This is a genomic window from Sporolactobacillus caesalpiniae (assembly GCF_040513385.1).
GTDB lineage: Bacteria > Bacillota > Bacilli > Bacillales > Sporolactobacillaceae > Sporolactobacillus.
On record NZ_JBEVCB010000001.1, the window covers coordinates 103,409 to 119,048 of the forward strand.

At 42.1% G+C, this 15,640-nt stretch carries 17 protein-coding genes; 14 read left to right on the forward strand and 3 right to left on the reverse strand.

Annotated elements, in window-relative coordinates:
• Positions 1-9: 9 nt before the first annotated feature.
• Complete coding sequence (gene pflB / locus ABWW58_RS00465; protein WP_353867343.1) at positions 10-2,265, reverse strand: formate C-acetyltransferase; 2,256 nt, start codon at positions 2,263-2,265, stop codon at positions 10-12.
• Between the two features lie 231 nt (positions 2,266-2,496).
• Between pflB and ABWW58_RS00470 the strand changes: the two genes are divergently transcribed.
• The 3 genes from ABWW58_RS00470 to ABWW58_RS00480 all read left to right on the forward strand — a co-directional run bounded on the left by ABWW58_RS00470 (position 2,497) and on the right by ABWW58_RS00480 (position 3,626).
• Positions 2,497-2,814, forward strand: coding sequence for a TFIIB-type zinc ribbon-containing protein (locus ABWW58_RS00470; RefSeq protein ID WP_353867344.1), 318 nt, complete (start codon positions 2,497-2,499; stop codon positions 2,812-2,814).
• A 105-nt stretch (positions 2,815-2,919) separates the two neighbouring features.
• The gene (locus tag ABWW58_RS00475; RefSeq protein WP_353867345.1) at positions 2,920-3,315 is read left to right on the forward strand and encodes a type 1 glutamine amidotransferase; all 396 of its coding nucleotides are present in this window, start codon (positions 2,920-2,922) and stop codon (positions 3,313-3,315) included.
• Positions 3,312-3,626: a type 1 glutamine amidotransferase family protein gene (locus ABWW58_RS00480; protein WP_353867346.1), complete on the forward strand. Its 315-nt coding sequence runs from the start codon at positions 3,312-3,314 to the stop codon at positions 3,624-3,626. The genes ABWW58_RS00475 and ABWW58_RS00480 overlap by 4 nt, the downstream gene beginning before the upstream one ends.
• Here ABWW58_RS00480 and ABWW58_RS00485 read toward each other — a convergent pair.
• Positions 3,623-4,456, reverse strand: coding sequence for a Cof-type HAD-IIB family hydrolase (locus ABWW58_RS00485; RefSeq protein WP_353867347.1), 834 nt, complete (start codon positions 4,454-4,456; stop codon positions 3,623-3,625). The two genes, ABWW58_RS00480 and ABWW58_RS00485, sit on opposite strands and share 4 nt — an antisense overlap.
• Before the next feature lie 46 nt (positions 4,457-4,502).
• Entirely contained in the window at positions 4,503-5,297 is a 795-nt protein-coding gene (locus ABWW58_RS00490; protein ID WP_353867844.1) for a DeoR/GlpR family DNA-binding transcription regulator, read from the reverse strand.
• Positions 5,298-5,618: 321 nt separating this feature from the next.
• On the opposite strand from ABWW58_RS00490, the gene ABWW58_RS00495 reads away from it, so the two are divergent.
• The 11 genes from ABWW58_RS00495 to ABWW58_RS00545 all read left to right on the forward strand — a co-directional run bounded on the left by ABWW58_RS00495 (position 5,619) and on the right by ABWW58_RS00545 (position 15,590).
• Positions 5,619-8,471, forward strand: a complete 2,853-nt coding sequence (locus ABWW58_RS00495; RefSeq protein WP_353867348.1) for a sigma-54-dependent transcriptional regulator — start codon at positions 5,619-5,621, stop codon at positions 8,469-8,471.
• Positions 8,472-8,746: 275 nt separating this feature from the next.
• Positions 8,747-9,244: a PTS sugar transporter subunit IIB gene (locus ABWW58_RS00500; protein WP_353867349.1), complete on the forward strand. Its 498-nt coding sequence runs from the start codon at positions 8,747-8,749 to the stop codon at positions 9,242-9,244.
• A gap of 178 nt (positions 9,245-9,422) precedes the next feature.
• Positions 9,423-10,394, forward strand: coding sequence for a mannose/fructose/sorbose PTS transporter subunit IIA (locus ABWW58_RS00505; protein ID WP_353867350.1), 972 nt, complete (start codon positions 9,423-9,425; stop codon positions 10,392-10,394).
• 34 nt (positions 10,395-10,428) lie between these two features.
• Entirely contained in the window at positions 10,429-11,235 is an 807-nt protein-coding gene (locus ABWW58_RS00510; RefSeq protein WP_353867351.1) for a PTS mannose/fructose/sorbose transporter subunit IIC, read from the forward strand.
• An 18-nt stretch (positions 11,236-11,253) separates the two neighbouring features.
• A complete protein-coding gene (locus tag ABWW58_RS00515; protein ID WP_353867352.1) occupies positions 11,254-12,165 on the forward strand; it encodes a PTS system mannose/fructose/sorbose family transporter subunit IID in 912 nt (303 codons plus the stop codon).
• Positions 12,166-12,304: 139 nt separating this feature from the next.
• On the forward strand, positions 12,305-12,688 hold the full coding sequence (locus tag ABWW58_RS00520; RefSeq protein ID WP_353867353.1) for a DUF956 family protein: 384 nt from the start codon (positions 12,305-12,307) through the stop codon (positions 12,686-12,688).
• A gap of 375 nt (positions 12,689-13,063) precedes the next feature.
• The gene (locus ABWW58_RS00525; RefSeq protein ID WP_353867354.1) at positions 13,064-13,390 is read left to right on the forward strand and encodes a bacteriocin immunity family protein; all 327 of its coding nucleotides are present in this window, start codon (positions 13,064-13,066) and stop codon (positions 13,388-13,390) included.
• A 228-nt stretch (positions 13,391-13,618) separates the two neighbouring features.
• Positions 13,619-13,756, forward strand: coding sequence for a DUF986 family protein (locus tag ABWW58_RS00530; RefSeq protein WP_353867355.1), 138 nt, complete (start codon positions 13,619-13,621; stop codon positions 13,754-13,756).
• Positions 13,757-13,766: 10 nt separating this feature from the next.
• Positions 13,767-14,078, forward strand: coding sequence for a DUF986 family protein (locus ABWW58_RS00535; protein WP_353867356.1), 312 nt, complete (start codon positions 13,767-13,769; stop codon positions 14,076-14,078).
• Positions 14,079-14,659: 581 nt separating this feature from the next.
• Positions 14,660-14,860 carry a cold-shock protein gene (locus tag ABWW58_RS00540; RefSeq protein WP_023511572.1) on the forward strand — a complete coding sequence of 67 codons (201 nt, stop codon included), beginning with the start codon at positions 14,660-14,662 and terminating at the stop codon, positions 14,858-14,860.
• A 193-nt stretch (positions 14,861-15,053) separates the two neighbouring features.
• Entirely contained in the window at positions 15,054-15,590 is a 537-nt protein-coding gene (locus tag ABWW58_RS00545) for a beta-class carbonic anhydrase (protein WP_353867357.1), read from the forward strand.
• Positions 15,591-15,640: the final 50 nt, after the last annotated feature.

The window sequence follows — 15,640 nt, forward strand, 5'->3', positions numbered from 1 at the left end:
CGGATTGACTCAAATTGATTTGTGGAAGGTCCGATGAATGACTTCCAACTGTTGTTCACGAGTCAATTTGATAAAGTTGACGGCATATCCGGAAACACGAATGGTCAGTTGCGGATACTTTTCAGGATGATCCATCGCATCAATCAGCGTCTCACGGTTGAACACATTGATATTAATATGATGACCCCCTTTAACCGCATAACCGTCAAGCATTGCGTCCAGATTCGCACTACGAACGCTATCATCTTTACCAAGCGCTTGCGGAACGATGGAGAATGTGTTGGAAATGCCATCTAAAGAATAACGATAAGGCAGTTTAGCGACTGACGACAGGGAAGCGAGTGCTCCTTTGCTGTCACGTCCATGCATTGGGTTCGCTCCTGGCGCAAATGCTTCGCCATGAAGTCGGCCGTCTGGAGTGCTGCCGGTCTTTTTGCCGTAAACTACATTCGATGTGATGGTCAAAATGGACAAAGTAGGTACAGAATCGCGATAAGTGTTGACTTTTTTTAGTTTGCCCATGAAGCGTTCAACGAGATCCACTGCGATCGTATCCACGCGATCATCATTGTTTCCGTATTTAGGAAAATCGCCTTCGATGTTGAAACCCACTGCGATGCCGTCTTCATCACGCTGAACATGAACTTTCGCATATTTGATGGCACTTAGTGAATCTGCGGCAACACTCAGTCCGGCAATTCCCGTTGCCATCGTGCGCAGAATGTGCGTGTCATGAAGGGCCATCTCGGCGCGCTCATAGGAATACTTATCATGCATGAAGTGAATGACATTTAGTGTATTGATGTAAAGATCAGACAGCCAATCCATCATACGGTCGAATTTTACCATGACTTCATCGTAGTCGAGAATTTCGCTAGTAATCGGCGCGAGTGCGGGAGCGACTTGAACCTTCTTGACTTCATCGACACCGCCATTGATCGCGTAAAGCAGGGTCTTCGCAAGGTTGGCACGTGCGCCGAAGAATTGCATCTGTTTTCCGATCCGCATTGCGGATACGCAGCAAGCAATGCCGTAATCGTCTCCGTATTGAACGCGCATCAGGTCATCGTTTTCGTATTGAATCGCGCTCGTTTTGATGGAGATCTTCGCGCAATATTCTTTGAATGCTTTCGGCAGCTGTTTCGACCAAAGTACGGTTAGGTTCGGCTCCGGTGCCGGTCCGAGATTTTCCAGAGTATGCAAGAAGCGGAACGAGTTCTTTGTGACGAGGGTGCGTCCGTCAACAGACATGCCGCCGATAGATTCGGTTACCCAAGTCGGATCTCCGCTGAATAATTCATTGTAGTCTGGTGTACGTGCGAACTTAACAAGACGAAGCTTCATGATGAAGTGATCAACCAATTCCTGAACTTCTTCTTCAGTAAGCACATGGTTCGCAAGGTCACGCTCAATATAGATATCAAGGAACGATGATGTTCTGCCGAGGCTCATAGCGGCACCATTTTGTTCTTTAACCGCAGCCAAATAACCGAAGTACAGCCATTGGAACGCTTCGCGGGCATTTGTTGCCGGTTTGGAAATATCGAAGCCATAGCTTGCGGCCATTTTCTTAATATCTTGCAGCGCATGAATTTGTTCAGATAATTCTTCACGCAGGCGAATGACTTCTTCACTCATTGTACTGCTTGTGTTTTGTTTATCGATTTTCTTTTGCTCAATCAGAAAATCGATGCCGTACAAGGCAACACGGCGATAGTCTCCGATAATTCGTCCGCGACCGTATGCATCCGGAAGTCCGGTAATAATGCCAACGTGGCGTGCTAATTTCATTTCATCGGTGTAGGCATCAAAGACGCCTTGGTTATGTGTTTTTCTATATTCTGTGAAGAAATGGTTGACTTTATCATCTAATTTATATCCATAGGATTCGCATGCCTGCTTTGCCATTCGGATTCCTCCAAAAGGCATCAGCGCACGTTTGAAAGGCGCATCGGTTTGCACACCGACTATTTTTTCTAGTTGTTTATTCAAGTAACCGGGCTGATGAGAGGTGACGGTTGAAATAATCTCGGTGTCCATGTCGAGAACACCGCCGTTCTTCCGTTCTTGCTCGGAAAGGTCCATTACTTGTTTCCAAAGAAGTTCCGTATTCTTTGTTGGTCCGGCAAGGAACGATTCGTCGCTCGTATATCCATGTATATTTTTCATGATGAAATCGCGAACGTTAATTTCATTACTCCAAATTCCGTCAACAAATCCATCCCAAGCAGATCCATACTTACTTCCTTCTACTACTGCTTCCATGTCGTTCATCTCCTCATTTAAATGGTCGACTAATTGAACAAAGTATTCTTGAGCACACATTAATTATATAATAACAGATGTAAACGCTTACACCTAAAATGTGACTTTTTTGTTAACATTAATTAATGGAAAAATGATTCTGTGACAGATGATGCAAAAAGAAGGAGTAGCTTAATGAAAGCGTATTAATTGAATTTTTGATACACTATTAGTATGAAAGGAAGTGGTGCCATGTATTGTCCGGTATGCGATGATATACGTATGAGAGAAGTTGAGAAAGACGGTGTATTGATTGACATTTGCCCGAACTGCAAAGGTGTTTGGCTGGATCGCGGTGAGTTAGACAAATTATCGAGCCGAGTGAAGGAAGTCCGCCGCCCGTTTAATGATTGGTATGAACAAGATCAACATGATGATGATCGAAAAGTCTATAAAGATCGTGACTATAAGGAAGATCCATACTATGATAAAGGAAAGTACAGAGATAACGATCCACGCAGAAAAAAGAAGAAGTCAGTGATGGATATGCTCGGAGACATATTCGATTGATTGTTGCGGGACCAGTCCGGAAAAGAGATTCTTCCTCTTATCCGGACTTTGTCTATTTCAAATATGGCGCGGCGCACACATAGTCATTAAGGGGAGATGAAGCAGGTGCACGTACATTATTTTCAGCATGTTTCTTTTGAGAAACCGGCATTTATTTCCAAATGGTGTCTGGCACGCAAATATCGTCTGTCCGGAACACATTTTTATGAAAAGGAATTTGACGAACCTGATTTTGAGCAGATGGACTTGCTTGTGATTATGGGTGATCCGATGAATATCTATGAAGAAAACGATTATCCGTGGCTGAAGAAGGAAAAAGAATGGATTGAGAGGGCGATGAAAACAAATATTCCTGTGCTCGGTATTTGTTCGGGTGCTCAATTACTTGCTGATTGTCTTGGCGCAAAAATTTATCCAGGTAAAGAAAGAGAGATCGGCTGGCTCCCGATCTCTTTGATGAGCAAGATTGATCCGCCTTTTATGGCATGCCGAAACAGATGACGGTTTTTTATTGGCACGGAGACACATTCGATCTTCCAAAAGGCACGTCTCATGTTGCCTTTAGCAAGGCCTGTAGAAATCAGGCGTTTCTTTATGGGGAGCGGGTCGTGGGATTGCAATTCCACCTTGGGGTCGGTGAAGCGAACATTCGCGAGATCATTGCTCATTCACGAAGCGAATTGACCGGCGGGCGATATGTTCAGAGTATCTCGGATATGTGCGGGCATTTTGGATTTATTCAAGAAAACAAAGTGATCCTTTTCGACTTTTTGGATCGTTGGTTGGAACAGCTTAAAACGAATAAGATTTAATAGTTGACTTTAAGTACGCCTAATCGTTCCAAAGCTGCTTTAATGCCATCCTGATCATTAGATAAAGTCACAAAATCTGCAGCACCTTTGACTTGTGTCGGGGCGTTGTCCATCGCGACGCCAATTCCGGCAAATCGAAGCATCGCGACATCATTGAAGTTGTCGCCAAATGCGAGCGTGTCTTTCTGGTCAATGTGATAGCGATCCATGATTTCTCGTAATGCACGTGCCTTGCTCACGTTCCTGGCCATGATTTCCAAATAAGTAGGTTTTGATTTGTAAAATTCAGCATCTAGGTTTAACTCGCCCAAAGTTTCCTGAAGTTGATCAATATCCGCCGGATCCCCCATACAGAGTAGTTTATGAATAGGCGGTAATTCATCGAAAGTTTGATCGTGAAAGGCACAGGCATAGGCTGGTGTTTGGGCAATTGCTTGTTCTTGAGCGATCCAAGGATCAATACGTTCCGGGACAAGCCAGCGGTCGAAGCTATATGCTGAAAAACTAATTTTAGGAAAGCGCTCGCATATTTGCTGATAAACAAATTGTGCGGTTAGCGGGTTCATTGTGGTCGACAACAAGACCTTATTATCGGAAAAGACATTGTGCGTATCGACGATGAGCGCGCCGCTATAACAAATAATCGGATCCGATGAACCGAGCTGCTGTTGCAAAGGGAGAATTCCACTTGGCATCCGCGCCGATACTAGGATGAAGGGAATAGATTGCTCTGCACATCCTTTGATTGCTTGAATCGTTTTTTCCGTGATGACATGATTTGAATTGATTAATGTACCATCGATGTCACTGAAAATCAAGTGAATGGGCATAGTATACCTCTCCTTGTATGCTTTTTTTTAGTTGCTTCCGTGGCGATTAATTGGCAATAATGAGTTGAATGCCGTGTGTCTCCATTAATGTATGGATTGGTTGAGGCAGAGTGCGATCGGTAATCAGCACATCCACGGCATCCCAATCAAAGGCTTTGAACCTGCTTCGGTTATCAAACTTTTTGTGATCGGCAAGGATAATTGTGCATTCGGAGCGTTCAGTTGCAAGCCTGCTGATCCATGCATCTTCTTCATCCTCATAGTAAATACCATCTTCAGCTATTGCTGCTGCACCGAGAAAAACACCGTCAAATTGAATTCGCTCAATCTGCCGCGCACTTTCCATAGAAAAGAAAAAACGATTTTCATGGTTCAATTTCCCGCCAAGTAAATGGACGGTTGCATTCTGTTGTTGAGACAATAATTCTGCAACGTCGAGTGATTGCGTAAAGACGCTGACCTGTGCCTCAAGTTGCCTAGCCATGCAGGAAATGGTGGTTGACGCATTTAGAAAATAACAGCCATCTGAATTTAAATAGGAAACTGCTTCTTTACCAATGCGCATTTTTTCTTCAGAATACGTTTGCAGCCGGTCACGATATGCTAGGATCTTGTTGCCTAAATCCGGAAGGGCAATGCCTCCATGTGTCCGAGTTGCAGCTCCTTGGTTCACAAGCTTAACAATATCGCGGCGGGCCGTATCTCGTGAGATCGTGTAACGTTGGCAAATGTCAGCAACGGACATCGTACGCGCTTTTTGCAAATAGTCTAGGATAGCGACAAGCCGTTCTTCTTGATAAATGATGCGCCACCTCTTTCTATTTGAAGGGAATCGTTTTATTTTCTTACGCCAGTAATTAGTTCATTTGCGCGCAACCCAGATTTTCATATCGTTTGTCAGTCTTGCAATTTTAATGAGCCACGATGGTGACGGTAAGTCCCAAATAGCAACTAAAAAGTATCTTGCTTAAGTAAGTATAAGTAATAAAATATATATGTCAAGTAATTGTAAGTTTAATCGTTTGCTTATGTCAATTAACACGATGCGCGCAGGTAATCGGATGCCATTATAAATCCTGAATTTAAGTTGATGAATTCGCTTACTTTTTCAACCTGTGATACACTGTCGATACACAATAGACTTAAAAAAGGAGGGAATATAATGACACGTCGTGAAAAAGTTTTGACCTATCTGGAAAAGTGCGCGCTTAGTATGGATCAAGGCATTACAACGAGCGAACTATCCGAAGCGATTGGTGTGCTTCGTCCGAATGTGAGCAATGTGTTAAATCAGCTTGTCAGAGAGGGAAAAGTAAAGAAGACAAATGGGCGACCCGTTCACTATTTCATGAATAGTGAAGAAGGGGAACGTGGATTTATGCTGGAGCAGAAACCCAACATTGGGTTCGCGGGAGATGCTCGTATCCGTAATCAAAGCATTAAAATGAAGTCGACTGCAAAGAAGAACAACGTGGATGTTTTTGATAACATGATTGGCAGTCGCGACAGCCTAAAGAATCAAGTCGAGCAGGCCGAAGCGGCATTGCTTTATCCGCCACATGGACTGAACACACTGATCATTGGTCCAACAGGATCCGGTAAGACGTATTTCGCTAATAAAATGTACCATTTTGCATTGGATAGGGGGATCATTTCCAAAAAGGGATTTACTACATTTAATTGTGCGGACTACGCACACAATCCGCAGTTATTGATGTCGCATCTGTTTGGCTACGTCAAAGGGGCTTTTACCGGTGCTAACGCTGATAAAGATGGTCTGATTCAGGAAGCTGATGGCGGTATGCTTTTTCTTGATGAAGTCCATCGTCTGCCGCCCGAGGGACAAGAAATGATTTTTTATTTTATGGATCATGGAACATACAGCCGTTTAGGCGAAACTGCCAAAGTGCATCATGCAGACGTCAGACTGGTTTACGCAACGACTGAAGACCCGAAAAGTTCATTGCTGCAGACTTTTGTCCGCCGTATCCCGATTATCATTCAACTGCCCGATTTTAACCAAAGAAGTGCACGTGAAAAGTTGCAGTTACTAGAACAATTATTAACGCTTGAAGCGAATCGGATCCATAAAAATATTCGTTTAAGTGAAGATGTTGTCCAAGCTTTGCTGGGAAGTGTCACCTACGGTAATGTTGGGCAGTTGAAATCGAATATTCAATTAGTATGTGCTCAAGGTTTTTTGAATAGCATGCGTAATAAAAATGAAATAACTCTGATTTTCAGCCAGTTGCCGCCTAATATCAAAGATGGACTTTCCAACTTAGCGAACAATCGGCAAGAACTGGGGAACCTGAGTCGATTGCTCGAACCAACGATGGTGATCAAGCCTGATGCTGAGCGTGGTCTGCCCGATAGTGACAGTTATGAACTGCCATATAATCTGTATGAAATCATTGGTGATAAAGCTGCGCTGCTGAAAGATGAAGGATTGGATCAAGCAGCGATCAATAACTTCATTATGACCGATATCAATCTGCATTTAAAATCGTTTTATCGTCAAGGGAAGTTGGAAAGAAACGTCAGCAGTTTGAATGAGATCGTTGATCAAGAGATTATTGATTTAACAAAACGGATCCAACTGCTGCTTCAGGAAAGAGAGAGTTATCCGGTCCGAGATAACTTCATTTATGCGATGAGCCTGCACATCAGTTCTTTTATTAAACGCGTCCAGTCAGGAAAACCGTTACGCACTATTCCGGCTGATTTGATTTCAATGGTCCATGATTATCCAGCTGAACTCAAGATTGCTGAACATGTTAAAGACTTGATCGAGGATCATTATCATTTTCCTATTCCTGAATCTGAAGTTTATTACATGGCGATCCTTTTTGTATCTTTAAAATCAGAACCTAAAACCGGGAAAGTTGGAATCGTTGTAGCGGCCCATGGCAACAGTACCGCATCCTCAATGGTTCACGTTGTTTCGCAATTGCTGTCCGTAGATAATATTGCTGCCTACGATATGCCGCTTGAAATGAGTCCTAAAGTCGCGTTGGATGGTATTGCCGCACAAGTTAAAAAAATTGATCAGGGCAACGGGGTTTTACTATTGGTCGATATGGGATCTCTTAACACATTTAGCAGTAAACTGACCGAGAAAACGAATGTTCATGTCAAAACGATTGATATGGTGACTACAGCGATGGTGCTCGAAGCAGCCCGTAAAACAGCGCTGATCGATAGTGATCTTAAAACAGTATATCGGGAATTGCGTCAATTTGACGGCTATGCACAAACGATTGAAAAGGTCCATAGAAAAAAGAATTATGTTCAGACACTATCAAATCAAAGAGAGAAGGCGATTATTGCAATTTGTTCAACTGGCGAGGGAACAGCTCGACGAATTAAGGATCTGTTGGATAAGATATTAGTCGATAATCTAATTGATGATATCACAGTAATCACAGTTTCGGTCGTGACTATGAAAGAACAAATTGCTAAGATTCGGCAAAAATATCAAATCGTGGCTACGACCGGCGTTGTGAAACCCGAAGTTGCAGCTCCATTTGTTTCATTGGAGAACTTATTGCAGGGTGGAGGCGAAAGTTTTGTCAGTCTGATCGAAGAAATAAACAATCATACTGCAGGTGAATCAGAGGCTTTGGAACAATCAGAGTCATTAACGGAAGAAGTGAGTCAGAAGTATTTGGGACAGTATTTTACATTCATTAATCCCGCAAAAATTGTAAAAATATTGTGGAATTATTGCGATTTTATTCAGCGGCGCAGTCAGTCTAAAATGTCAAATGCATTCAAAATTAGTTTAATCATGCATATGGCGGGAGCGCTTGAACGCTATCTGACGCGCTCAGAAATGAGTGTCGATGAGCAAAAACGATCGAGCGTCAGAACTGAAAAGTTGTATCCGATCGTTAAGCAGGCGAATGAGGTTCTACATGAAACGCTTAATATTAATCTTTCAGAGGTAGAAGTGTATTATATCATCGAATTATTTAAGACAGAAAACGAAAAAAACGATACACAAAAGGATTGATACACAGTTTTATTGTATCAATCTTTTTTTGATTAGTAGTAAATACCTATTATACCAGCCCTTTGGTCTGATACACAAAAAGTGGCATGTAAATTGCTTGTCGTGTAGTGTAGTTGTTTTCTGAGGAATAATTCAAGTTCTCGCTGGTTGAAACTCAAATCATGAAAGCGCTATGAGGTGACCTGGAAAACCAACTGCATGAGTGTACGGGGATTACTTACTCGGAAAAGGTGGAGAATTTGGTTTGGTCGCACGAGCATTGGTGGTGAATGGTCATGACAATGGATGTTCGTTTATTGCGTATTGACAGTCGCTTGTTGCACGGGCAAGTGACAACGAATTGGGCCAAAGCCATAAAGGTTAATCGTATTTTAATTGTGTCTGATCGCGTTGCAAGTGATGTGACGCGAAAGACATTACTCACCCAAGCTGCGCCCCCCGGAATTCGAACGCACATCATCACGGTGGACAAAATGATCAGACTCTATCATGATCTGCGTTTTAATGTTTTAAAACCGATGATCTTGGTTGAGGATCCTGTTGATGCAAGACGTGTTGTCCAAGGCGGCATAAAGGTTGATTCGATCAATATTGGTGCGATTAGTTTTGACACAACGCGGATCATGGTCACTGATGCGATCGCCGTTAATGTGGCAGATGTGGAAGCTTTCAAATGGTTACATGGTCAAGGAATTAAGCTTGATGTCCGCAAGGTTTCCAATGATAGTTCAAAAAATCTTTGGAAATCGCTTTCCGAAAAAGGTTTGGTGTAAAACGAATGATTTTTAACCGTTCCGATATACTTTGCCTTGCATCTCCATAGACATGAAGGGGGGTGAGAAGATTCCGGCACAGCAAATTGATCCGGCGTGCTTATGAAAACGATAACATATCTGGATGCTTGAGTCATTTGCTAATGTAAAAAATAGTTACAATAGGAGGTATGAAGAAATGGTAGGGATTATCCTAGCGAGCCACGGCAATTTTGCTGAAGGCATTTTCCAATCTGGCTCAATGATTTTCGGAGAGCAGGAGAATGTCCAAACGGTCACCTTAATGCCTAACGAAGGACCCGATGCCGTTAAAGCAAAACTGAAAAAAGCGATTGCCACTTTCGACGATCAGGAAGAAGTACTGTTCTTAGTCGATCTTTGGGGCGGTACACCATTCAATCAAGTCAACAGCTTGTTTGAAGCACACAAAGACAAATGGGCGATTGTTTCCGGCATGAACTTACCGATGGTAATCGAAGCGTATGCTTCACGCTTATCAATGAACACTGCCCGTGAAATTGCCACGCATATTTCAGGAACAGCTAAAGAAGGGGTCAAAATAAGACCTGAAGAATTAGAGCCGACAAAGCCAGCAGTTGCAGCTTCTGCTCAGAAAACAAATACAGGTGCTCCTGGTAAATTTAAATACGTGCTGGCGCGTATCGATTCTCGTTTACTTCACGGACAAATCGCCACTGCATGGACAAAGACAACACAGCCGACACGCATCATTGTCGTCTCTGATACGGTAGCCAATGATGAACTGCGAAAGAAATTAATCCAACAGGCGGCTCCGCCAGGCGTTAAAGCGCATGTTGTTCCTGTCAATCAAATGATCAAAATTGCGAAAGACGACCAGCATTTCGGCGGTCAACGCGCACTGCTTCTTTTTGAAAATCCGCAGGACGCGCTTCGAGCAGTTGAAGGCGGCGTTCCATTGACAACAATTAACGTTGGATCGATGGCACACTCACCGGGTAAAGTGCAACCGAACAAGGTGCTCGCTTTTGGGCAAGACGATATCGATGCTTTTGCCAAATTAAAAAAGGCCGGCGTAAAATTCGATGTGCGTAAAGTTCCAAACGATTCGAAGGATGACATGAATGAAATTATTAGGAAAGCTCAAGAAGAACTGAACAGATTAAGATAATTAAATGATCAGGAGAAACGGAGGAACGATAATTATGGACTTAAACATTATTCAAATTATATTAGTCATTATCGTCGCATTTCTAGCTGGTATGGAAGGAATATTGGATGAATTTCATTTCCACCAACCAGTAATCGCTTGTACGTTAATCGGACTTGTAACAGGAAACTTAGTACCCTGCCTCATCTTAGGCGGGACACTTCAAATGATTGCGCTCGGCTGGGCCAATATCGGTGCCGCTGTGGCGCCTGATGCAGCGCTCGCCTCCATCGCATCCGCAATTATTTTGGTTCTTGGCGGGCAGGGCAGTGCCGGTGTGTCTTCGGCAATCGCGATTGCCGTTCCGCTTGCCGTTGCCGGTTTATTACTAACCATCATCTGTCGTACGATTGCAACCGCATTTGTTCATTTCATGGATGCGGCAGCTAATGAAGGAAGCTTTAGAAAAGTCGAGTTTTGGCAAATCGCCGGAATCTGTCTGCAAGGCATCCGAATTGCTGTCCCTGCAGCGTTAATCTTAGCAATTGGTGCCGGTCCCGTTAGAGGACTGCTTGCATCAATGCCGCTTTGGCTGACTGATGGTTTGGCAATCGGCGGCGGCATGGTCGTTGCCGTTGGTTATGCAATGGTTATCAACATGATGGCGACAAAAGAAGTATGGCCATTCTTCGCCATTGGGTTTGTACTCGCAACGGTGACCCAAATCACACTGATTGGTCTTGGTGCAATCGGCGTCGCGCTTGCTCTCATCTATTTGGCACTTTCCAAACAAGGCGGTTCAGGTAACGGCGGAAATTCAAATACAGGTGATCCGTTAGGCGATATTATTGATAACTACTAAGAAGGAGGCTGATATAAAATGGCACAAGAATTGAAATTATCCAAAAAAGATCGAATTTCTGTTTGGTGGCGCTCAACGTTCCTTCAAGGTTCTTGGAACTATGAACGTATGCAAAACGGTGGTTGGGCCTACACCATGATTCCCGCAATTAAAAAATTATATAAATCCAAAGAAGCACGATCGGCTGCTCTAAAACGTCATTTGGAGTTTTTCAATACGCACCCTTATGTGGCTTCACCGATTATCGGTGTTACCCTGGCACTTGAAGAGGAACGAGCGAACGGCGCGCCTGTTGATGACGTCGCTATTCAAGGGGTTAAAGTCGGTATGATGGGTCCGCTCGCAGGTATCGGTGATCCGGTTTTCTGGTTCACAGTGAAACCAATCCTTGGCGCGCTGGCGGCTTCTCTGGCAATGACCGGCAACCTGCTTGGACCTATTCTTTATTTCTTCGGATGGAACATTATTCGTATGGCATTCATGTGGTACACACAGGAATTTGGTTACAAAGCCGGTTCTAAAATTACCGAAGACTTGTCCGGCGGATTACTTCAGGATATTACTAAGGGCGCGTCAATACTTGGTATGTTCATCCTTGGTTCATTAGTAAACCGTTGGGTATCGATAAAATTCACGCCTGTTGTTTCTTCCGTTAAACTTGATAAAGGTGCGTTTATTGATTGGAGCAATTTACCATCCGGAGCCGAAGGAGTTAAAGCGGCGTTGGAACAGCAAGCTTCCGGTCTTTCATTAGCCGCGCAAAAAGTAACAACGCTACAAAACAACTTGGATAGCTTAATTCCCGGTTTATCCGCATTGGCGTTAACTCTTTTTTGCATGTGGCTGCTCAAGAGGAAAGTTTCTCCAATCATTATTATTCTTGGTTTGTTCGTGATTGGTGTCGTTTTCCATTTGATCCACTTAATGTAATCATAAAGATTTTGCCCGGGCGTTTTATGAGATATCATTCTAGCCTGGGCATTTTTGTACGATAAAAAGTATATGAATTTTAGAGTGATGAAAAACAGTATAATGGGAAAGTGAAACGAAGGGAAGTGAAGTAAAGAAAATGGTTGAATCAATAAACACAAAAGTCGACTTTGTAACGAAGGCCACTTCTTATATGGGACTGACTGATTATGGCAAGATCATGATCGGCGACAAAGGGTTTGAGTTTTATAATGAACGAAATGCTCAAAAATACGTTCGAATCGCTTGGGAAGAAGTAGATTATGTCATTGCTTCAGTGATGTTCAAGGGAAGGTGGATTCCTCGCTATGCAATACGAACTAAGAAAAATGGAACGTACACTTTTTCTTCTAAGCATCCGAAGAAAGTTTTACGTGAGATACGTAAATACGTCAAACCGGAACGAATGGTTAGGTCGCTGACTTTTTTTCAAGTTGTTAAGCGTGCTCTAAAAGCCATGTTCAGTCGAAAAAGCAGTAATTAGGTATCCTGTACTTTTTAAATAGGACATGGTTTGTTGCTCTGCACCTGAACGAACAGCCGCTTTGCAAACGGCTGTTTTTTTCTTTACATATTCTTTAACAAAGCATACTCTGATGAAGAAGTTAAAGTTAATGATCAAAAATCATTATGGATTACGTTCGTGAGTTAGAAAAAGGGTAAAAATATAAATTACTTTGCTTTCATACACCTTCATGTTATTGCCACCGTTTGGGTGAGAGCTATATCGTTCCATTAAACAACTTGCCGATTGGCAAGCCTTGGCGCAGACAGAGGCTTAGTTGCTCTTACACTCGTTTCCTTGAATCTTTAATTTTTTATATTTTCTTACCAGTGTAAAAAAGAGGGATAAAGTTTTATGTCTATAAACAAGAAATTGAGTCGGAAAGAACAAGAAGAGGCAATTTTAGAAAAAGTCTACGATCTTATCCTTGATGAACAAATACAAGATGATGAACGCGACGTGTTAATTATTTTTAAAAATAATGTTGAAAAAGACAAAGATTTTGAAAGACGACTAATGTATTTAGCTGAAGGATTACGGCAAATAGCAGTTAAACGATTAACCGTTCAATCTAAACTAAGTCCTCAGGTTGGTGGATTTTACATGGAAATTTCAACCACGGGATTGCTAAAAAAAAATCTAGGCACTGGCCTTGCAGCAATGGGAATTACTTTTCATTAAAACAAAGGCAATTTTCTAAGCCAAACAAGTTGCGAAAATTGAGTTATATAGAACTTTTAAAAGATCGACTTACTGTTTTCTATTATGATTGACAGAGATGAACCAAGCGGAATCTGCCGCGTTTTTTTCAATTTTATGATGATTAATGATCAAGCAGCTGTCTCATAAACCAGTTCAATGATTTAAAATGTACTTTTAATGAGACATGATTGAAAGAGGGGATAGCAGATGACATGGACGATTACTTTCTTATACTTAACTTTTTTCGGACTTCTCGCGTATATTCTCTATGACGACCTCCTTGTTCGGCTGTTCAAGGGAAAAACGGTTTTATCAGTTCGTCTGAAAAAAAAGAAATTATATTGATCAACTTGTATTGGCAGCCCTGCTCGTCATCATTTTCATTTCGAATGCCATTAAAGGTGAGAATAACACAGTGATGAATATCGTTCTTATCTTACTGATCTTAGCACTGCTCTACAATACGTTTATCAAGACACCTTGTGTCCGATTCAAAAGCGATGGTTTCTTTTATGGCTTGAGCTATACAAAGTATGATCAGGTGAAGAAAATGAACCTGTCCGAGGACGGTGTTTTGGTTGTCGATACGAATCGGCGCAGAATGCTCCTTTACGCGCGAAAGATTGAGGATTTGGAGAAAGTTCTCCATGTGCTTGTAGAACATTAATCAAAGGGACTGAAACCATTAGGGACAATTGTGAATGGTTTCAGTTATTTCATGAGTTGACTTTTTCAGCAATAGGCTCTATACTATAGTAGACCTAATGTGAATGACAAATTATTTGTGGTTTTCATGAATATACGATTGTGTTCTTGGTAATACTGTGCAACAGATTGTATGAAAAGCAGATTGAACTTTGCGCTGAATCATACTGGCTCGGTCAGAGGAACCGTAAGGATGGAAGAGAGGTAGGGCTTTCGTTGTTTCGGCGCCGTAAAAAAGCCGATTAATGTTTTTGTTTTTGATCGTTTTGGTTAGGTCTAACTTTATGATTATGTACGTATGATAAAAGGTAACATTTATAATTCACGTGTTATAAAAGGATTATCAATGTGTTTGTACTTTTTTATTGATACTTTTTATAATATGTGAATTTTTTATTTCTGCGGGAAGACCCCGGTCGGTGAAGGATTTAAATCTGTAGCCGCAGGGATAAGATACGCCAGATAAAACATACGCATATATCAAATTTTCAAAGTGCGTTCAAATTCATTTGAACATCCACTTATTATTAGGAGGTTTTCTTTTTGAAAACAGGTACAGTTAAATGGTTTAACAGCGACAAAGGTTTTGGCTTCATTGAAGTTCCAGGTGAAAACGATGTATTCGTTCACTTCAGCGCTATCCAAACTGACGGATTCAAGACTCTTGACGAAGGCCAAGCAGTTGAATTCGAAGTTGTTGAAGGCAACCGTGGACCTCAGGCAGCTAACGTTACTAAGCTGTAATTAACGATTTGGAAGGAGCCGTTTCCCATCCGGGGGGCGGCTCCTTTTTGATACATAAAGAAAATTATTAAATAGCGTTTCACCTGAAATTGGCAAAGCCAAAATTTCCGATTATAAGCAAGTTATTGGATTACTTGTTCGATTTCTTTTATGATTAACTGTGACGTTTATACTTGACTTGGGGGAAGAAAATATGTCACAGCTTGAAGAAATGCTGGCTTATAACCAACAATTTGTTAAGGATGAATCGTATCGACCCTATGAAGCGCCAAATCGGCCAATTAAGAAAATGACCATTGTCTCATGTATGGATTGCCGATTAATTGAGCTGTTGCCAAAAGCGTTGAATCTGAAGAATGGCGATGCCATCATGCTTAAATCAGCAGGCGGGATGGTGGAATCACCATACAGCAACACGATGAAAAGCATTCTTGTCTCGCTATATGAGCTTGAATCTGAAGCAGTTTACATCATTGGGCATACCGATTGCGGCATGCACGGCCTTCATGCGGATAAAATGATTAACGATATCAAAAAGCGCGGCCTCGATGATCAAAAATTTGCAGAGGTAACAGTAGATCTGAAACAATGGCTGAATGGATTTCAATCGGTTGAAAGTGAAGTTAAAAAGAGTGTGTCGATTGTGAAAAATCATCCACTCTTACCTGAACATACACCAGTAATTGGTCTTGTGATGGATCCCAAGACCGGTGAACTGAAGCAAGTATGATTTCATGACTGAAGATCACCTTCCTTTAAATTTGTCTTTGTCGCCTATAA